This is a genomic window from Janthinobacterium sp. HH104 (assembly GCF_001758715.1).
In the GTDB taxonomy this organism is placed as follows: domain Bacteria; phylum Pseudomonadota; class Gammaproteobacteria; order Burkholderiales; family Burkholderiaceae_D; genus Janthinobacterium; species Janthinobacterium aestuarii.
Map to the genome: position 1 here is coordinate 152,576 of NZ_LRIB01000027.1, position 19,022 is coordinate 171,597.

At 65.2% G+C, this 19,022-nt stretch carries 16 protein-coding genes; 1 reads left to right on the plus strand and 15 read right to left on the minus strand.

What is annotated here, in order from left to right:
- Window positions 1-3: 3 nt before the first annotated feature.
- From JAB6_RS09870 to JAB6_RS09895, 6 genes are read right to left on the minus strand one after another with little or no spacing between them, the layout of a single operon-like run.
- Entirely contained in the window at window positions 4-885 is an 882-nt protein-coding gene (locus JAB6_RS09870) for an ABC transporter ATP-binding protein (RefSeq protein ID WP_070302624.1), read from the minus strand.
- The gene (locus tag JAB6_RS09875) at window positions 878-2,146 is read right to left on the minus strand and encodes an MFS transporter (protein ID WP_139143336.1); all 1,269 of its coding nucleotides are present in this window, start codon (window positions 2,144-2,146) and stop codon (window positions 878-880) included. The genes JAB6_RS09870 and JAB6_RS09875 overlap by 8 nt, the downstream gene beginning before the upstream one ends.
- Window positions 2,139-2,903 carry an ABC transporter permease gene (locus JAB6_RS09880; RefSeq protein WP_070302628.1) on the minus strand — a complete coding sequence of 255 codons (765 nt, stop codon included), beginning with the start codon at window positions 2,901-2,903 and terminating at the stop codon, window positions 2,139-2,141. Before JAB6_RS09880 ends, JAB6_RS09875 begins: the two co-directional genes overlap by 8 nt.
- Window positions 2,900-3,736 (minus strand): ABC transporter permease, encoded by an 837-nt coding sequence (locus JAB6_RS09885; RefSeq protein ID WP_083292637.1) that lies wholly within the window; start codon window positions 3,734-3,736, stop codon window positions 2,900-2,902. The genes JAB6_RS09880 and JAB6_RS09885 overlap by 4 nt, the downstream gene beginning before the upstream one ends.
- Window positions 3,733-4,806: an ABC transporter substrate-binding protein gene (locus tag JAB6_RS09890; RefSeq protein ID WP_070302630.1), complete on the minus strand. Its 1,074-nt coding sequence runs from the start codon at window positions 4,804-4,806 to the stop codon at window positions 3,733-3,735. Before JAB6_RS09890 ends, JAB6_RS09885 begins: the two co-directional genes overlap by 4 nt.
- A gap of 22 nt (window positions 4,807-4,828) precedes the next feature.
- Window positions 4,829-5,578 carry a class II aldolase/adducin family protein gene (locus tag JAB6_RS09895; protein WP_070302797.1) on the minus strand — a complete coding sequence of 250 codons (750 nt, stop codon included), beginning with the start codon at window positions 5,576-5,578 and terminating at the stop codon, window positions 4,829-4,831.
- Between the two features lie 225 nt (window positions 5,579-5,803).
- Between JAB6_RS09895 and JAB6_RS09900 the strand changes: the two genes are divergently transcribed.
- Entirely contained in the window at window positions 5,804-6,856 is a 1,053-nt protein-coding gene (locus JAB6_RS09900; protein WP_070302631.1) for an ABC transporter substrate-binding protein, read from the plus strand.
- Between the two features lie 94 nt (window positions 6,857-6,950).
- Here the strand turns inward: JAB6_RS09900 and JAB6_RS09905 are convergent, their stop codons facing one another.
- The 9 genes from JAB6_RS09905 to JAB6_RS09945 form a co-directional block, all read right to left on the minus strand.
- Window positions 6,951-9,323 (minus strand): TonB-dependent receptor, encoded by a 2,373-nt coding sequence (locus JAB6_RS09905; protein ID WP_070302633.1) that lies wholly within the window; start codon window positions 9,321-9,323, stop codon window positions 6,951-6,953.
- Between the two features lie 221 nt (window positions 9,324-9,544).
- Complete coding sequence (locus JAB6_RS09910) at window positions 9,545-10,699, minus strand: LLM class flavin-dependent oxidoreductase (RefSeq protein WP_070302635.1); 1,155 nt, start codon at window positions 10,697-10,699, stop codon at window positions 9,545-9,547.
- A 28-nt stretch (window positions 10,700-10,727) separates the two neighbouring features.
- Complete coding sequence (locus tag JAB6_RS09915; RefSeq protein ID WP_070302636.1) at window positions 10,728-11,807, minus strand: LLM class flavin-dependent oxidoreductase; 1,080 nt, start codon at window positions 11,805-11,807, stop codon at window positions 10,728-10,730.
- Between the two features lie 234 nt (window positions 11,808-12,041).
- Entirely contained in the window at window positions 12,042-13,235 is a 1,194-nt protein-coding gene (locus JAB6_RS09920; RefSeq protein WP_083292638.1) for a sigma-54-dependent Fis family transcriptional regulator, read from the minus strand.
- A 174-nt stretch (window positions 13,236-13,409) separates the two neighbouring features.
- On the minus strand, window positions 13,410-14,714 hold the full coding sequence (gene hmgA / locus JAB6_RS09925; protein WP_070302638.1) for a homogentisate 1,2-dioxygenase: 1,305 nt from the start codon (window positions 14,712-14,714) through the stop codon (window positions 13,410-13,412).
- On the minus strand, window positions 14,711-14,896 hold the full coding sequence (locus JAB6_RS09930) for a DUF2783 domain-containing protein (protein WP_034755818.1): 186 nt from the start codon (window positions 14,894-14,896) through the stop codon (window positions 14,711-14,713). The genes hmgA and JAB6_RS09930 overlap by 4 nt, the downstream gene beginning before the upstream one ends.
- Window positions 14,893-16,665, minus strand: coding sequence for an FAD-dependent oxidoreductase (locus JAB6_RS09935; RefSeq protein ID WP_083292639.1), 1,773 nt, complete (start codon window positions 16,663-16,665; stop codon window positions 14,893-14,895). The genes JAB6_RS09930 and JAB6_RS09935 overlap by 4 nt, the downstream gene beginning before the upstream one ends.
- Before the next feature lie 16 nt (window positions 16,666-16,681).
- The gene (locus tag JAB6_RS09940) at window positions 16,682-18,022 is read right to left on the minus strand and encodes an MFS transporter (RefSeq protein WP_254671534.1); all 1,341 of its coding nucleotides are present in this window, start codon (window positions 18,020-18,022) and stop codon (window positions 16,682-16,684) included.
- Between the two features lie 175 nt (window positions 18,023-18,197).
- Window positions 18,198-19,013, minus strand: coding sequence for a helix-turn-helix transcriptional regulator (locus tag JAB6_RS09945; protein ID WP_070302641.1), 816 nt, complete (start codon window positions 19,011-19,013; stop codon window positions 18,198-18,200).
- Window positions 19,014-19,022: the final 9 nt, after the last annotated feature.

The following is a 19,022-nucleotide window of genomic DNA, read 5'->3' on the forward strand; positions in this document are numbered from 1 at the left end:
AAACTACAGCGCCATCCTGCGCGCCCATTCATTGCCATCCCACAAGCTGCTGGGGTGTTCCTCTTGCGCCACGGGCGCATGCGATTCGTCGAGGTCGCTGAAATCCGCATGCAAGCCATCGCGGATGGACACAAAACCGGGCGAGCCGCGCTGGCGCGGATGGGCCAGCGGCACGTCCTGCACCCGGCGCACCTTGCCGGGACGCGCGTCGAGCACGACGATACGGTCGGCCAGGTAAACGGCTTCATCGATGTCATGCGTGACCATGACCATGGTGATGCCTTCGTCCTGCCACAGCCGGCGCAGTTCCTGCTGCAAGCGCAAACGGGTCAGCGCGTCGAGCGCACCGAGCGGCTCGTCCAGCAGCAGCACGTCGGGCCGCCCCACGAGGGCGCGGGCAATGGCGGCCCGTTGAGACATGCCGCCCGACAATTGATGCGGATAGGCATCCGCATAGCCATCGAGGCCCACGCGCGTGATTTCCGCCGCCACACGCGCTGCGCGCTCGGCCAGCGGCACCTTGGTATTGCTGAAGGCCGCGGCCACGTTCTGCTGCACCGTCAGCCAGGGGAACAGGCGGTGATCCTGGAACACGAGGCCCCGGTGCAGATCCGTGCCGCGAATCGGTACGCCATCGTGCAGCAGCAAGCCCGTGTAATCGGTGTCCAGGCCCGCCAGCAGGCGCAGCAAGGTGGATTTGCCGCAACCGGACGCGCCCACGATGGCGACGAATTCGCCCGGGGCGATGGTCAGCGAAATATCGTCGAGCACGGGCAGCGGCGCACCTTTCAGCGAAAACGACTTGCTCACGTGCTGCACTTGCAAGCCGCCGCTCAGGTGCTGCTGTTGCGGCGACAAGGCCGAAGGGGAAACGAAATCATTCATGGCGCACTCTCTGCGGTGGGGCTAGGGAAGGAATGGCGGCGGGCGGCGCCCGGCGCAGCCAGCGTCTGCCGTGGAAAACCAGCCAGGCGGCCAGCCACGGAGCCAGCCAGATCAGGAACACATTGCGCAAGCCCGTCAGGTCCGCCAGACGACCCGCCGCCAGCGCGCCAGCCGTGCCGCCCACCATGCCGAACAGGGTCAAATGGGCCGAGATCCTGGCCTTGTCGACGGGCGCGCGGGCGATATTGTCCGTGTTGACGAGGTTATTCACGCCCAGTCCCAGGCCCAGCAGCACGGAGGCCGCCAGGTAGGCGATGCTGTTCGGCCACAGGCCGAGGATCAGCAAGGCGGCCATGATGGCCAGGTGCGCTCCGCCATACAGTTGCTCGCGGTAGCGGCTGGCCAGCACGAAGCGCCCCAAGAACAGCAGCACCAGCACGCAGCTGAGTCCCTGCACGGCCATCAGCCAGACGGAGTGATGCGCAGGCCAGTGCAGCACGCGGATGGCCAGCAAGATGGAAAACACGCCCACGCTGGACGCCGTGAAGCTGGCGAGGATTTCAAACAGGTACGTCACGCGCACGACGGGCAGGCGCAGCAGTTCGCGCAGGCTGGCCGCGCCGGGTACGGCAACATGCCCCTCCTGCTTGCGCGGTGCTGTATTGTCAGGCAACACTTGCCAGCCCAGCACGGCCAGGATGGCGAACATCAGGGCGGAAATGAAGAAGCCCGCCTTCAGCCCCAGCTGCGCGATCAGGTAGTTGCCGCACAATGGTCCGAGGAACTGCATGCCGAGGATCAATGTGCCCTTGTACCAGCCCGCCTTGCCCGGCCCCAATTCCGGCAAGCGCACGAGAAACACGGTGCTCATGGCTACAATGCGCAGCGAGATGCACAGGCCAACCAAGAACATCAGCAAGGCCACCCATTGCCAGCCGGGCAGCCACGGCAGCACGCAGAAGGCCAGTGCCAGGCTCAGGCTCACACCCGCGTACAAATGCTTGGGGTTGCCGCGTGACAAGATATAGCCGGCAGGAATGGTACCGAGCGCCATGGCCAGGGTTTCCGCGCTGCTGATCGCAGCCAGCTGGAAATTGCTCACGTGCAGATGTAACCCCAGCAAGGTGGCCAGCACCTTGTTCATGCCGATGGTCACGCCCGACAGCAGGGTCAAGCCGATGAAGCGCAGCAAGAAGGCGCGCAGCTCGTCTTCGCGCGCGCTGGCGGCCGCGTCTGGCTGGAATGGCAACGATTCACTCACTGCTGCGCCCCTTCACCAGCAAACGCGCGAGGCGCGCAAACGCCACGTTCATCGCTTGCGCCAGCAAGGCGATCACGAGCACGGCCAGCAGGACGACGTCCATGCGGCCCGACACTTCGCCGTTGAGCAGCAAGGAACCCATGCCGGGGCCAGCCGAAAACAGCAGTTCGCCGCCCAGGCAAGCGAGCCAGGCGAACGCCAGCGCATGCGTGACGCCCGTGACGATGGCCGGCATGGCGCCCGGCAACAGAATCTGGCGCAGGGTCTGCCAGCGCGTCAGGGTCAGCACCTGCCCCACTTCGCGCAAGCGCCCTTCCACCTGACGCATGCCCGCATACGTGTTGAGCACGGTCGGGTAAAAGGCGGCGATGGCGATCACCAGCAGCTTGGCGCCATCGCCATTGCCCGCCCACAAGCCCAGCAGGGGAATCAGGCCCAGCAGCGGGACTTGGCGGATGCTGTGGAACAGCGGGCCAATCAGCCGGTCCGCCAGCGGCGACTGCGCCATCAGCGCGCCCGTGACGATGCCGGCGCTGCCGCCCAGCAGCAGGCCGGCCAACGTCCTGCCCAGGCTGGCGCGCAAATGCACCCACAGTTCGCCCGTCAAGACCAGATCGCGCAAGCTGTGCGCCAGGTCGCCCAAGGAGACAAAAATGTAGGCGGCCGCCGCACCCTGGCCGGACGCCCATTGCCAGGCGCCCAGCAAGGCCAGCGGCAACAGCGCGCCCTTGATGATCAGTATCAAACGCTGCTTCATTTGGACTCTCCACCGCGTTTCCAGCGCATCAGCCGTGCTTCCAGCGTGTGGCAGAGCCGGTCCAGGCCAAAGCCGATCACGCCCGTCAGCACCACGCCCACCATCACCACGTCGAGGCGGAACATTTGCCGGCCCATTTCCATCATCTGGCCCAGGCCACTGTCGGCGGCCAGCAATTCCGCGCCCACCAGCACCATCCACGAGCGCGACAGGGCGATGCGCATGCCCGTCAGCGCGGCCGGCACGATGGCGGGCAAGACGATCAGGCGGATGCGCTGCCAGCGCGAGAAGCAATACACTTGCGCCACTTCAAAATAGCGCGCAGACAGGTTGCGGATGGCGTCATGCACGGCCAGCGCGACGATAAAGAAACTGGCCTTGGCGACGATAAACACCTTGAAGCTCTCGCCTATGCCGAACAGCAAGATAAACAGGGGAATCAAGGCCACTGTGGGCAGCTGGCGCAAGACATTGAAGGTCGGGTCGACATAACTGCGCAAGCCAGGCGACAGGCCCAGCACGACGCCGAACGCCAGGCCCGCGCTGGCGCCCAGGCCGAAACCGGCCAGCAGGCGGAACAGGCTGATGGCCAGGTGCTGGCCCAATTCTCCGCTCTCGGCCAGGTCGCGGGCCGTCAGCAGTACTTGCCATGGCGACATCAAGATGTGCGCGGGCATCCACTCCCAGGTGGTGGCGGCCGTCCACAGCAGCAGCAAGGCCAGCGGCGACGCCCACACGGACCAGGGCGAGCGCACGAAGCGCTGCAGCCGGGGAACAGAGGCCGCACGCGCTGGCGCAGGGGCGCGCGGCAAGGCGATAGTCAAGGAAGTCATGGCGCCCAGTAAGTTTGCAATTTCAGCTGCGCCAGCGCCTGGTTGACGAACTGGGGCGCGAACAGCCTGTCCACTTGCAGGGGCCGCGCTATCAGGCCCGCGCTCTTCGCATACGCCGCCTCGCCCACGTAATGCTGGCGCAGGCTGGCCGTAAACAGGGGCGACCAGCGCGCCTGCCACGGCGTATGGTCGCCCGCCAGTTCGCGCCGCACGACACTTTCCACCTGGCCTGCGGCCGCCTCGGTGCGCACATACTCGTCTTCGCCACCGGCGCCGGCGGCCCGGTGGTGCTCGCGCACATAGGCCGTCACCACGAGCTGGGCCAGCTGCGGATAGCGTTGCAGGAAACCGCTGTCGGCCCACAGCTCCGCGCGCATCTTCCAGTCCTGCGGCGGCGCCTTGCTGGACCAGATGATCTTGCCGACCTTTTTATCCTCGAGCAAAAAGGCGTCGCTGAGCGTAAAAAAGGCATCGGCGCCACCGGTCGCCACGGCCGCCGCACCCGCCTGCGGATTGAGGTTGAGGATTTTCACATCGCGCAAGCTCATGCCGTTCGCTTCCAGCAGGCGCGCAAACGGATATTCCCACGGCCGGCCACGGTGTAGCGCGATCTTCTTGCCCTTCAAGTCCTTGATCGACTTCGCCGTGGAGCCGTTGGGCACCACCAGATAAGTGTTATTGGCGCTGCCGCCGGGCAAGATCAGCCGCGTCTGCAAGCCCGAGGCATTGGCGATAATCGACGGCAGATCGCCATACTGGGCCAGGTCGATCGAATGGTTGGCAAACGCTTCGTTGACTTGCGTCGCCACGGAATTGGTCGTGACGGGCACCCATTCCAGCTTTACGCCCAGCTTGCCCAGTTCGGCCGCCAGCCAGCCTTGGGATGCCACCTGGGCGGCCGAGCCGGCAAACACGGTCTTGCCGGACGGCGCCGTGCGGGCCACGACGGCGATGCGCACGGCGGCCGGCTGCGGCGCGGCCGCCGCCGCGATCACTGGCGCCAGCAGGCTGGCCGCAACGGCGGTAGCGAGTACTTTGCGCCAGTTCAAACGTAAGAATTGCAATGACATCGTGGGCCTGTTCTTGAAAGGGTTACACGAGGTCGGTGGCAGGCAGCAAAGACAAGGCGCGCGCCGTGTCGATCAGCTTGCTCATCTTCCATTGCTGGAGCAGCACGCCGGGGCCGAAGTCGCGCGAACCGCCGATGGCTTCGGCCGCGATCTGTATCTGCGCGCCTTCTTCCAGCAGCAGGATGAACTCGGCCAGCTTCAGCAAGCCCTGCTTGCCCCACACGGTGGCGCCGCCATTCGCTTCCAGGATGGCCGTCGCATGCGTATTGCGCGCGATTTCGCCGAGGATGAAATCGACTTCCGGCTGGCGACGGTCGATATAGATGGGAATTTCGCGGATCAGCTGGAAGCGCTGCACGGGCACGTAGCGGATCGGCAGCGTGCGGTGCGTCTGCGCCCACGCGCCCAGGGATGGCGAATGCACGTGCGAGATCGACGTGACTTCCGGCCGTTCGCGGAACAGTTTTAAGTAACGCGCGCCGCCGTTGTTCGCATCGCCCACGATCACCGTGCCATCGAGCGCCAGCACGGCCGCCTTCAATGCCTGGCCGCGGCGGAACGGACCCGGATCGTTGACCACCACGACCTTGTCGCCGCCAGGGGTGCGCTCGACAAAGCCCACCGTACCGTTGGCCGTCAGGCTGCCTGTCTCGCGCAAGCCGTCGAAGGCGATCTGCGCGTCGCGCCGCACCTGCTCCACGAAGGCCAGTTCGGCCGCCGTCAACTCCTGCACCTGTACTTGTTGTGCTTCCGCTTGTGCCACGTCCGTCATGTCATGCTCCATTTGGTTGGGTTGGAATACGGGTCAGTCATGCCTGTACTTTCGCAAGACGCGTGCCAGCGCCGGGGCCGCGAAAATGGTGGGGCGCTGCTGCATGCGCAACAGCGGTTGCTGGCGTGGCAGCAGCGTTGTGGAAGCGCGCTGTCGGCAAGCCAGCAAGCGGCGCGGGCACGTTTCCTGCACGGTTCAAGGCTCCACCCATCACCAAGGAATCCCATGACTACCGCACCATCTCCCGCTGCCGATACCGTCTGGTTCACCCGCTGTCCCGTGCCCACGGCCACGGGCCTGGCCTATAAACTGGGCTGGCTGGACGAGGAATTCGCCCGCGACGGCATCGCCTTGAAAACCCTGCAGGAAGTGGGCGGCGAACTGGCGCGCCACCATTACGACCACGGCTTGTCCACGCTCGTGCGCGAAGGCGGCAACCTGCTGGCCCTGCCCGCGCGCGCGCAAGGGGCGCCCACGCGCCTGATCGGCCTGACGTGGATCGATGAATGGCAAGCCATCCTCGTGCGCCCCGGTTCCGGCATCACGACACCGGCGCAGCTGCAGGACAAGCGTCTGGCGCTGCCAGCGTTTCGCGCCGAAGACTTGCGCGAAAACCGGCGCGGGCGCAGCATCGCGCGCGGCATGAGCCTGGCCGGCTACAAGGGCGTGCTGGCGTCGGCCGGCCTCACCTTGGACGATGTACGGCTGGTGGAAGTGGGAGGCGACGCCCAGGCATCGGCCAATCTCGGCGCGGGACTGTGGCAAGGCATCGCGCCGCTGCTGCGCGGCGAAGTCGATGCCGTCTACGTCAAAGGCGCGGCGGCGGCCGAAGCGGCCCGCGCGGCGGGACTGGAAGTGGGGATCGACATCGACGCCCTGCCGGACCGGCGCTTCCGCGTGAATAACGGCACGCCGCGGCCGATCACCGTGCATGAAACAATGCTGGAGCAGCATTTCGAACTGGTCGTGCGCTTTTTGACGCAGACACTGCGCGCCGCGCACTGGGCCCGCAGCCACCAGGCCGACGTGCTGGCCATCCTGCAGGGCGAGACGCGGGCCGGCGCCGACGCCGTGGCGGAAGCCTACCGCGACGGTTTTCATCTGACCCTGGCGCCCGACCTGTCCGATGACAAGGTGGCGCTGTTCCGCCAGCAAAAGGATTTTCAGCTGCAGCACGGTTTTCTTGACCGCGACGTGGATATCGAGAGTTGGATCGACCGGCGGCCGCTGGAGGAAGCGCAGCGGCGGCTGGAGGCGCTGCTGCGGGTGGCGGCCTAGTTTGGTGTTGTCGGCTTACGCTGCGCTAAGCCGACCTACGGGAAAACGCAAAGGCCGGCGAATTCGCCGGCCTTTCTACATCAGGCAGTCAAGGTCAGAACTGGATCGTGTAGGACGCACCCACCGTGCGGCCCTGGCCGATGATGACGGTGTCGCCGTTGACGGCGCCCGGCACGAAGCTGGTCAAGGTGTGGTTGCGGTAGACCTTGTCGGCCAGGTTGTTCGCATACGCCGTGATGCGGTGCTTGCCGCCCGGGAGCACATACGACAGGCGCGCATTGGCCAGCGCGAAGCCGCCCTGGTTCAGCAGGTCGCGCGCGGCGTTTTGCGGGTCGACATAATAGTATTGCTTGGACGTGTAGCGCACGTCGCCGCTGAAGACCAGCTGCGCGCCATTGCCCAGCGGGTAGCGGTATTCGGCCGCCAGCAAGGCCGTCACATGGGGCGAGCGCACGAATTCATTGCCGGAGCGGTCGCCGCCATTGTTCTGGATGGCGAAATCGTCGAATTCCGTGCGCAGCAGGCCGATATTGGCGTTGATGTGCAAGTTGTCCGTCGGCTGCGCCTCGATCTCGAATTCCGCGCCGTTCACGTGAGCCTTGCGCACGTTTTGCAGGTAATTGACGCTTTGCGTGGGGTCGCCGTTGTACACGCCCGTGATATTGACCTGCACGTTCTTGTAGTCATAGTGAAAAACGTTGGCGTTGAAATTCAAACGTCCATCCAGCCATTCCGACTTGATGCCCGCCTCGAACGAGTTCAGGGTTTCGGGCTTGACCGTGTTCAGGGCCCGCACGTCCGTGGCGCTCGTGTTGTAGCCGCCCGACTTGATGCCATGCGCGTATTTCAGATAACCGCGCAAGGTGCGGCTGAAGCGGTATTCGGGTGTCACGTCGTAGGTCAGCGCGTTCCACGTGGTCGAGGGATTCGACGTGAAGTTGTTGTTGGCGACTGAGGCGGCAGCGTAATTGCCGCCCCGGACCGTGTTCCACCAGTTGGCTGCGTCGCCAAACGTCACCGTGTTCGATGCGGCCTGCACGCGCTGCAAATCGAGGTCCTTGGTTTCCGTCGTCCAGCGCAGGCCGAAAGTGGACAGGAACTGTTCGCTGAAGTTGACGGTCGTGCTGCCGAAGATGGCCGCGCTGCGCGCCTTGTGCCGGTAGATGGTGCGGTTGTAGCCGACGGGCTGCGTGCTGCCCGCCAGCGCCGGCACGGTGCCGTTGGGCAGGCGCGCGCCGGCCGAATCGGAATCGATCTTTTCATTGAAGTAGAACAGGCCCGCCACCCAGCTCACGGCGCCGTTTTGCGGCGACGTCAGGCGCAGCTCCTGCGACACTTGTCGGCTGCTGGCCTTCGAGCGGCTGCGGCCCACTTCCAGCGGCGTGTTGTCGCTGTCGCCCGTCGCTTCGTTCCTGAAATTTTCATAGCCGGTGATCGACGTCAGTGTCAGCTCGCCCAGCGCATATTCCAGGTTCAGCTGCGCGCCGCCCTGTTTCACGTCGCTGTCGGCCGGTGCGTTCGTGCTCACGTCATCGGGATTGGTGCTGGGGATGTAGCCATTGCGGTAGACGCCATTGGCGCCATAGCTGGCCACCGTCGTGGTGGCGCCCTTGGTCGTGTAGTCGCGGTAATGCAGGTTCAGGTTCGCCGTCAGGTCGCGCCCGATCAGGGCCTTGAGCTGGCCGCGAATGGCGCTGTCCTTGAGTTTTCCATCGCGCTCGCCCGTAAACTGGTTGTGGAAGCGGCCCTTGTCCTGCTGCTCCGTGTGGAAAGACAAACGCCCCGCCAGCACCTCGTCGACCAGCGCGCCGCCAATGGCGCCTTCGGCCAGCTTGGTGTCGTAGCTGCTGTAGTCAAGCTTGGCGTAGCCACTGGACTTGAACGAAGGCTTGCGCGAAATGACGTTGATGGCGCCGCCCGTCGTGTTCTTGCCCCACAAGGTGCCTTGCGGGCCGCGCAGCACTTCCACCCGGTCCAGGTCGAACAGGGGAAAGCCCGTGGCGCTGGAATTGCTGATGTAGACGTCGTCGAGGTAAAAGCCGACGGGATTCGGGAAATCGATCTGCTGCTGGCCCGCGCCGACGCCGCGTATCCACCAGCGGGGGCGGCCATGCTGCTGCGTGCCGGCCGAGGCGTTCGGCACGTAGTTGAGGATTTCGCTGGCCGAGCGGCCGATGCCCGTGTCGAGCAGCTCCTTGCCACCGAGGACTGTGATCGCGCTCGGCACCTTCTGCGCCGATTCCTCGCGCTTCTGCGCCGTCACCGTCACCGATTGCAGGGAGGCGCCCTCGCCCCCGCCGTTCGCGTCGGCCGCGGCAATGGCATCGGCGCCGGGCGCTTCGGCATGGGCCATGCTGGAAGCGAGCATCAGGCCGCCGATGGCGAAGGCCGAGCGCAGCGCGCGGCGCACCGGCGTCAAATGAAAGGGGAAAGAAGAAACGGCGGCGGGGGCAGTCGAACGGCGCATGGGTAATTATCCTTGAGTAAAGTCAAAACGCGAGATGGTGATGACCTGTATTGCAAGGCGCATGCCCGCTGCCGCAGCGCAGCAAAATCGTGCTCAAGTGATTGATTTCAAAGGAAGACTATCATCATGATAGTGCTGTTGATTTGGCAGCAGCGGCGCTGCCGCGTGCTGCCTGCGCGACAGCAGGCGGTGACGCTGCTGTCGCGCCAACAGGGAAAGGATCAGGCAGCGCGCAAGAGTGCCGACGTGTGTCCGCGCACGAGCGGCAGCACTTCCTCGCCCACCTGGTACGCTTCTTCCAGGTGCGGCGTGCTGGCCAGGATGAAGGCGTCGGCACCCAGCTGCACCAGTTCGTCGAGGCGTTCGGCCACCTGCTGGTAGCTGCCGACGATGCCCTGCGTCTGCCCGCCGCGCAGCAAGTTGAAGCCGGACCAGATGTTCGGCGCCGTGATCAAGTCCTTATAGCTGTTCAGGGTCGTCGGGCGGTTGCCCCGCTGGCGCGCCGCGCCCACGGAATCGCCGCCATCGGCGCCGAGGAACTGGCGCAGGGTGGCGGGGTCCACGGCGTCAAAACCCTTGCGCACTTCGTCCCACGCTTCTTCTTCCGTGGCGCGGGCCACGATGTCGACGCGCACGGCGCATTTGATCTTGCGGCCCAAGAGCGCCGTCTTTTCATGCACGCGGGCGAATTTCTCGCGCAGCTGCTCGAACGGTTCCAGCCACGTCAGGTAGTAATCGGCATGCTTGGAAGCGGAACCGAGGGCCGCGTCGGATGAGCCGGAAAAATAAATCTCGGGGAAATCCTGCTCCGACAGCGGCGTGGCCAGGCCCGCGTCTTCCACCTGGTAGAACTTGCCCTGGTATGAAAACGGCCCGCCGCGCCACACGCCGCGCACCACGTCAAGGAATTCCGTCGTGCGCGTGTAGCGGTCGTCGTGGCCGGCCGAATCGCCCCACCACAGCTGCGCCGGACCGCCGCCGCCCGTGATCACGTTGTACAGGGCGCGGCCGCCCGTGGCCCGCTGCAGGCTGGCCGTCATGCGCGCGGCCACCACGGGGTTCAGGAAGCCGGGCTGGAACGGGATCATGAAGCGGAAGGTGCTCGTCTCGCGCGCCAGCAGCGCGGAGATGGCCCACGGTTCGTCCGTCATGGGAAACGAAGGAATCAGGCCGCCCTGAAAGCCCGACAGCTCGGCCGCGCGGGCGATTTCCGCCAGATAGTCGATATACGTAAAACCGTCGGCGCCGCCTCCACCGAGGCCGGCCTGGCGCAGGTTGTCATTGCCGGGAAACCAGTCGCCGCGAAACGGCGTGCGGGCGCGGTGCGAACTCGGTTCGCCATGCGTGGGAATGCGCCAGAAAAAATCGATTGCCATGTAGTGGTACTCCTTCAAATTAGGGGATTCAGGCCGCTTGCCGTTGCGTGTACAACGCCGCCCGCACGCGGGGCAGCACGTGTTCACCGATGCGGTAGGCTTCCTCGAAATGGGGGATGGCCGCCAGCACGAAGCTGGAGACCCCCGCCTGCGCATACGCTTCAAGCGCGGCGCTGACCTGCTCGTAGCTGCCGACCAGGGCGCCACGGGCGCCCGTCTGCGCTTGCGCAAAGCCGGGCCAGAAGGCAACGGTGCCGCCATCAAACGCACTATCGTCGGGCAGCCCCGCGCCACTGCGGTAGCGGCGCGCATCGCGCAGTGCTTCGTCGGACGTTTCGCGGGCCAGCACGTCGATGCGCACGCCTGCCGCCACCGTGCGGCCCAGTTGGCGCGCCTGCGTCTGCAGGCTGGCGATGGAAGGCTGCAGGGCCGCCACGGGCGCTGCGTCGAACACGTGCACGTCGGCCTGGCGCGCCGACAGGGCCAGCGCCTCCGGGCTGTCCCCATTCAGGTAGATGGTGTTAATGGGATGGTTCGCCAGCGGCCCCTTGAAGCCGCCGTCCTGCACCTCGAAGAACTTGCCCTTGAAGCTGAACGGTGACGTATTCTGCACGCCGCACGCCACCGTGATGAATTCATCGATGCGGGGCAGAATGTCCGCGTCCGGCACTGCGTCGCCCTGGCGCCGGCGCGCTGCGGCATCGCCGCCGTGGCCGATCTGCCAGGCGAAACGTCCGCCCGTAAAGCGCTGGAAGCTGACGGCGTTCTTCGCCGCATACACGGCCGAACCCCAGGCCGCGTCGAATTCGGCGATCAGTTTCAGGTGCCGCGTGCTGCGCGCCAAATACCCTGCGACGATCCAGCTTTCATCGCCCTGCGTATCGTGGCGTATCTGGATGCCGTCGAAGCCGGAAAGGTCGGCCGCGCGGGCGATCTGGTGCAGGTAATCGAAATAATTGAAGGGCGGACGCACGCCGCGCGGGTCACTCACGCCGGCCTGCAAGGGACTGGGCGCGCCAGCGGCTCGCTCGCCCCGGCGAGAAATGCCGGGCGCCGCGTAACGGCCGTCGCCGCTGGTGGGCAATTGCCAGATGAATTCGATGGTCATGCATGGACTCCTGTCGTGGGTCGAAGAAAAGGTCGCGGCGCATCGTGCGTAGCGATCTGCCCTTCCCTCCTCGCAGAAAACATGCCATGCGCTAGACACCCATCGGCGCCCGAAGCTGCTGCTTGCGCAGCAACCGGCTGCAGCCACGGCAGCAATGTGTTGCGCGCGCAGCAGCCATGAAAAAAGCCGGAGCCGCATCGCTGCGGGTCCGGCTCCATTGGCCAAGTCGCGTGGCTAGTCGATGGCGCCCGCCTTTTTCAAGAAGGTGCGCAGGATGTTGCGGCTCAGGTTCAAATGCCTCGCCGTGCGCACCTGGTTGCGCTCGTTGCGCTCCCACGCCGCGCGCACCAGTTCCTGCTGCATGGCTTCGAATTCCACGGCTTCGCCCGAGTCGAGCAAGGCTTGCCAGGCGCGGGCAAAACGCTCGGCGGCCAGCATATCGTCCTGGCAGGCCGCGCCATGGGCCGCGTAGGCGATGTCGGCGCCGCCGGCCCAGGCATCTGGAACAGGCGCAGAGACAGGTGCGGCGGCAGGCGCGCGGTGCCAGCCCGACAAGCTCAAGTCCTCGGCGCGCACGACGCCGCTGCGGCAGACGAGCAGCGCGCGGTGGATGACGTTTTCCAGTTCGCGGATATTGCCCGGCCATGGATAAGCGAGCAAGGCCTGTTGCGCATCGAGGCCCAGTTCCACCTCGCCCAGGTGCAGGCGCTGCGCATAGATGGCCATGAAGTGGCGTGTCAGCGGCATGATGTCGCCCGGACGCTCGCGCAGGGGACGCAGCGGCAGGCCGATCACTTGCAGCCGGTAATACAGGTCTTCGCGGAAGCGCCCGGCCCGCACGGCTTCGGCCAGGTCCACATTGGTGGCCGCGATCAGGCGCACGTCGATGGGAATGGCGCGCCGCGCCCCCAGGCGCACCACTTCGCGCTCCTGCAGCACGCGCAGCAGCTTGACCTGCATCGCCAGCGGCAGGTCGCCGATTTCATCGAGGAACAGGGTGCCGCCGCTGGCCGTCTCGAACCAGCCCGGCTTGCCCTGCTGCGCGCCCGTAAACGCGCCTTTTTCATAGCCAAACAGTTCGCTCTCGACGAGGGTTTCGGAAAACGCGCCGCAGTTGATCGCCACAAAGGTCTGTTCGGCGCGCCCGCTCAAGCCGTGCACGTGGCGCGCAATCAGTTCCTTGCCGGTGCCCGTTTCGCCCGTGATCAGCACTGTCGCCTCGCTGGGGGCGATGCGCTCGATCAGCTCGTGCAACTGGCGCGAGCGGGGATCGGCAAAGACAAAGGCCGTGGCGCGCACCAGCAAGCTCATTTGCTGCGGGTCGCGGAAGGCGACCAGCGCCTCGCTGTCGCCGTCATCGCCGGCGCCACGGGCAAGGTGGGCGCTGCGCGCGAAATCGCTGCTGAAATTGTGGGCTAAGAGTTCCATGGGCCGACTATAACGCGTACAAAGCGCCCGCGTGAACGAATGGTGCCGCGCTAGCTTATCCGGATTTTGCATATGCGGGGCGTGGGCCCGAACCTTGCTGCGGCAAGCAAGCAGGCAATGCGGCCTGCCCGGCAACCCGCACACGCTGGCGCGGGCCGCTTGACCGCCATTTGACTAAGCCTGGTCCGGATCGAAATGCTTGCGCAAGCCTTGCCAGCACTCGAAGTAGTCATTCTGCAGCAGTTCGCCGTTCAAGGCGAATGGCGTCGGCTTGAGGATGGTGCGCGTCTCGAACATGAAGGCCATGGTATCGGCCACCTTCACGGGCGTGCTCGTGTCGCTGTGCGAGGCCTTTTCAAACGTCTGCGCATCGGGACCGTGGCCGGACATACAGTTGTGCAGGCTGGCGCCGCCCGGCACGAAACCGGCCGCCTTGGCGTCGTACACGCCGTGGATCAGGCCCATGAATTCGCTGGCCACGTTGCGGTGGAACCAGGGCGGCCGGAACGTATGTTCGGCCGCCAGCCAGCGGGGCGGAAAGATGGCGAAATCGATGGCGCCCAGCAGCGGATTTTCGCTCGGTGCCTGCAGCACGAGGAAGATCGACGGGTCCGGATGGTCGTAGCTGATCGAACCGATGACGTTAAACCGGCGCAAATCGTATTTGTAGGGCGCGTAATTGCCATGCCAGGCCACCACGTCCAGCGGCGAATGGTCGAGGGTCGTGCGCCACAGATGGCCGCCGAACTTGGCCACCAGTTCGCACTCGCCATCGATGTCTTCGTAGGCCGCGTGCGGCGTGAGGAAGTCGCGGCTGTTGGCCAGGCCGTTCGAGCCGATGGGGCCCATGTCCGGCAGCCGGAAGGCCGTGCCAAAGTTTTCGCAGACATAGCCGCGCGCCGCGCCGTCGGGCAGGGTCACGCGGAAGCGCACGCCGCGGGGGATCACGGCAATTTCCTGCGGTTCCAGCTCGATCAAGCCCAGTTCCGTGGCGATGGCCAGCCGGCCTTCCTGCGGAACGACCAGCAATTCGCCATCGGCCGAATAGAAAAAGCGCTGCATGGAACGGTTGGCCGCATACACGTGGATGGCGCAGCCGCTCATCGTTTCGGCGCTGCCATTGCCGGCCATCGTTTGCCAGCCGTCGATGAAGTCCGTTGGCGTCGCGCTGTCGGGCAGCGGCAGCGGATCCCAGCGCAGCTGGTTCGGTGGCGTGGGCGGCATCGCATGGAAATCGCTGACGATGCGGGTGTTTTCCACCAGGGTGAATGGCGGATGCTGGCTGGCGGGACGGATGCGGTACAGCCACGAGCGCCGGTTCTGCGCGCGCGGCGCCGTGAAGGCCGTGCCCGACAATTGCTCCGCGTACAGGCCCAGTGGTGCCCGCTGCGGCGAATTCTGCCCTTGCGGCAAGGCGCCCGCGATGGCTTCCGTGGCAAATTCGTTGCCGAAGCCGCTCTGGTAGCCGGCGCCTATCATGCGCGCTCCGCCAAGCCGTCGGCCGCGTCACGCAGCAAGCCCTGCACCACGTCAGCCTTGCCGATGGCGCCCATGGCCAGCAAGGCAAAGCGTGCCAGGAACAGGGGTGAGCGCTGTTCGCCCAGGCCACCCATGGTGTGGCATAGCTCGGTGTAAAGATTGTCCAGTTCGATGTCGGTCATGCTATCTCCTTAATAACTTTTACTGACCCGCTGCGCAAAGTGCTGGGGTCAGACCCGGCGGGGGTGCACGCCCCAATGGGGCGCGTACCGCTCCCGAAGGGACTGACCCCGGATTTAGCCAGCGCTGCCGCCACCTGCTCCGCCTGCACTTGCCGCCAGCGCCCCAGTACATGGCCATCCGGGCGCACAAGGTAAAAACTGCCTGGCTTCGCATCGAACAGCGGGAATACCTGGGCCGTGTGGTCCCAGGCACCCTCTTGCGCGCCACTGCGGGTGATCGCCACGACAGTCAGCGGCAAAATGTCGCCCAGCGCCAGCAGTTCCGCAGGCACGCAGCCATCGTCGCTGAAGTACAGCCCCGTGAAATCGCCATCAGTGCGGTTCACCAGATCGGTAATATACCCCGCTTTTTGCCCGCCGTTGTGCAGCAGCGCCAGCGGACACTCGGGCAAGACTGTGCCCGGCGCGGGGCCGGCGGCAAACGTCGCGCTATCTGGCGCATTCAAGGCCGACTGCGCATACGCGATGGCGCTCGTCTGGCGCGGGTTGATCAGCGAGCGCACGTGCGCGTGCTTGCCCGCCAGGCCCAGCACGGCCGTGCGCATGAGATCGAAGGCGAACGTGGGCGGCGCCATGAATTCCGTGCTTTTGGTGCCGTGGCGCAGGTTTTCATGGGCGGCGTACACGCGCTCGTCCGAATAGCTGTCGAGCAAGGCCTGCGGCGCCTGGCCCTTGACCACGTACGCGAGCTTCCAGGCCAGGTTGTCCGCATCGTCGATACCCGAGTTCGCTCCGCGCACGCCGAAGATGGGCACCAGATGGGCCGCATCGCCAGCGAACAGCACGGGGCCGTGCCGGTATTTTTCCAGCGTCAATGCGTTGGCTCTATAGATGGTGATCCACACGGGATGCCACGGCTGTGTCTCCCCCATCATGGCCAGCAAGCTGTCTACGCGGGGCGCCACGTTTTCCAGCAGCACGGCCGCCTGCGCATCCTCGTCATCGCGCAATTGATAGTCGATGCGCCAGATATCGTCGGGCTGCTTGTGCACCAGCACGGTGGAACCGGGATTCGACGGCGGGTCGAAATACGCGAGACGTTCCGTCGGGCGCTCGCTCTTCAGGTGGATATCGACGATCACATAGCGCCCTTCATAGCTGGTGCCCTGCAATTTCAAGCCCAGCGCCTCGCGCACGACGCTGCGCCCGCCATCGGCCGCCACCAGCCAGTCCGTGTCAATCCGGTAAGTGTCGTCGGGCGTGGCCACCGTGACCGTGGCGCCATCGGCGCGCCGATCCACGCCAGTGACCCGCGTTTGCCAGCGGATGTCGATCAGCTCCGGCTGGCGTTCGGCCGCATCGAGCAGGAATTGCTCGATATGGTATTGCGCCAGGTTGACCATGGGCGGCAGCTTCTGGTTCGCGTCTTGCGGCATCGTGAAGTGCAGCACTTCCTCGTCGCGGTAAAAACTGCGCCCACCGGCCCACGGCAATCCTTTGCTGATAAAGCCGTCGAGCGCGCCCAGGCGTTCGATGATTTCCAGGCTGCGCCGCGAGATGCAGATGGCGCGGCTGCCCGTGCAGACGCCATCGTCCGCTTCGATCAGCACGCTGCGTACGCCGTGGCGGGCCAGGCCCAGGGCCGTGGCCAGGCCCACGGGGCCGCCGCCGACGATCAGCACCGGGACGTGCTGCGTGGCGGCACCGGCCGGTTTGCCGGGTGGGTACACCTTCGGCACATGGGGATAAGGGTGGAACGTGTCGCTCATGATAGGTCCTCTTCAATCAAGATTGTTCTTTGCCGCCACGCGCGATGGGCAGGGTCAGCACGATGGCAGCACCCGCCACCAGCAGCACGCTGGCGTACAGCAAGCCCGTGGCAAAGCTGTGCGTGAAATCCTTCAGCCAGCCCACGACGACGGGGTTCAGGGCCGAGCCGATATTGCCCGTGGCATTGATGACGGCGATGCCGATGGCGCGCGCACCCAGGCTCAGGGCACGGTCCGGCGTGGTCCAGAAGACAGACATGGCCGTGTACGCGCCCGTCGATGCCATGCATACGCCCAGCAGCTGCACGATGGGATTGGCCGAATACGCGGTGAAGAGCCAGCCGGCGGCCGACAGCAGCATGGGCCAGACGATGTGCCAGCGGCGTTCCTGCAAGCGGTCCGAGCGGCGGCCCCAGGCAATCATGCCGATGACGGTGCATACTTGCGGAATGGCGGCCAGCAGACCGATCTGCGTGTTGCTGGCATTGCTGTTAAAACTTTTCACGATCAGCGGCGTCCACACGGCCACCATCGCCAGAGTATTCACCAGGCAAAAATAGGCGACGCCGAATTTCAATATCGTGGGCGACAGCATTTCGGTCAGAACCGAAGTCTTCTGCTGGGACGCCACCGGCTTGTGCTCGGCCGCCAGCATGCGCGCCAGCACCTGCTGTTCCAGCTTGCTCAGCCAGTTTGCCTTGTTGGGCGAGTCGTCGAGGTAACCATACACGGCCAGCCCCAGGAACACGGATGGCATGCCTTCGAGCAAGAACAGCCATTGCCAGCCCTTCAAGCCCCAGTGCCCATCAAGGCCCAGGATCAGGCCCGACAAGGCCGAACCGATGGCGGCCGTCACGGGCATGGCGATCATGAACAGGGCATTGGCGCGCGCCCGGTAGGCACTGGGAAACCAGTACGTCAGGTACAGCAGCATGCCGGGCAGAAAGCCCGCCTCCGTCACGCCCACTAAAAAGCGCAGCGCATACAGGCTGGCCGGGCCGCTGGCGAACAGGGTCGCCGTCGAGGCCAGCCCCCACGCGATCATCATGCTGCCTATCCATTTACGCGCGCCGATGCGCGCCAGCACGATGTTGCTGGGGATGCTGCACGCGATATAGGCGATGTAAAACAGGGTGGTGGCAAAGCCGAACTGGGTGCCGGACAGGCCCAGGTCCTGCATCATGGTCAGGCCGGCAAAGCCGATATTGATGCGGTCAAGAAAGGAAAACACGAACAGCAGGAACAGAAATCCCAGCAGGTGGCGCGATACCTTGCGCATCACCTGCTGTTCCAGTTGGACGGCGGCCGCGTCAGGGACGGGCGCAGTGGCGGGGGTGGCCGCTTTGGCGATGGTCATGCTTGTCTCCATAAGGTGTCGCCCTCCCCTTGTTATTGTTCTTGGGTGAGAGCGGCCGGGTGATCCCGGCTTGAAACACAGTATGCAGACGGCGATGCCGGCGGCTGTCCCCATTTTGGGGACATTTTGCGGCTAAAACAGTCAGAAAGGCGGAGCCATTGCTACGCCAAAAGTACTAAGGCGCTGGCGCCATGCACAGGGCGAACAACTGGCGCTGGCTGGAAATGCCCAGGCGCTTATAGGCGCGCTTCTGGTAAGTCGTCACGCTGGACGGCTGCACGCCCATGGTTTCGGCGATTTCCACGGCCGTAAGGCCTTCGAGCACGCAGCGTAATACGTCCAGTTCGCGCTTGCTCAAGGCGGGGCAATGCTGGCGCAGCCTTGCCAGCATCATGGGAGCGACGCCTTGCGCGGCCTGGCCGTTCAGGCTGTAGTGGTGCTTGACGGCATGGGCAAACAGCGGTGACAGGGTTTCGATGCCGGCCACTTCGGCGGGCTGGAACTGGCCCTGGCTGCTGTCGCGGTAGAAATTGACGGAGAGCCAGATATCGCCGGCCGGCTGCACCAGCAGGGATAGCCGGTCCGAGACATTCGGTTTTTGATAGCAGGCGGCGCGGTAGCCCGGATGGTCGATCTCGTCGCTGGCTTGCTGGTGCAGCACGATGGCGGGATCGATTTTCCGTCCCGGCGCCGGCGCGATCACGCGCTGGTTGCCGTCGAGCGCGTAGTAATGGCGCGCGTAGCTGTCGGCAATATCTTGCAGGAAACGTCCACCGCGCCGGTCGGCCACGGCGACGGTCCGTGGCCGATTGCCGAATTCATAGGCAAAGATCGTGCACTGGGCAATCGGCGCGACCGTGCTGACCGTCTTCAGGATAGCCCCGGCGACGGCATTCACGTCGGCATGGCCGATGGCAGCCATCAGCTCCAGGGTACGCCCGAAGTCCAGCTGCCCTTCCGCCTGCCGCCGCTCGACGCGCCAGTAACGCATATCTGCTTC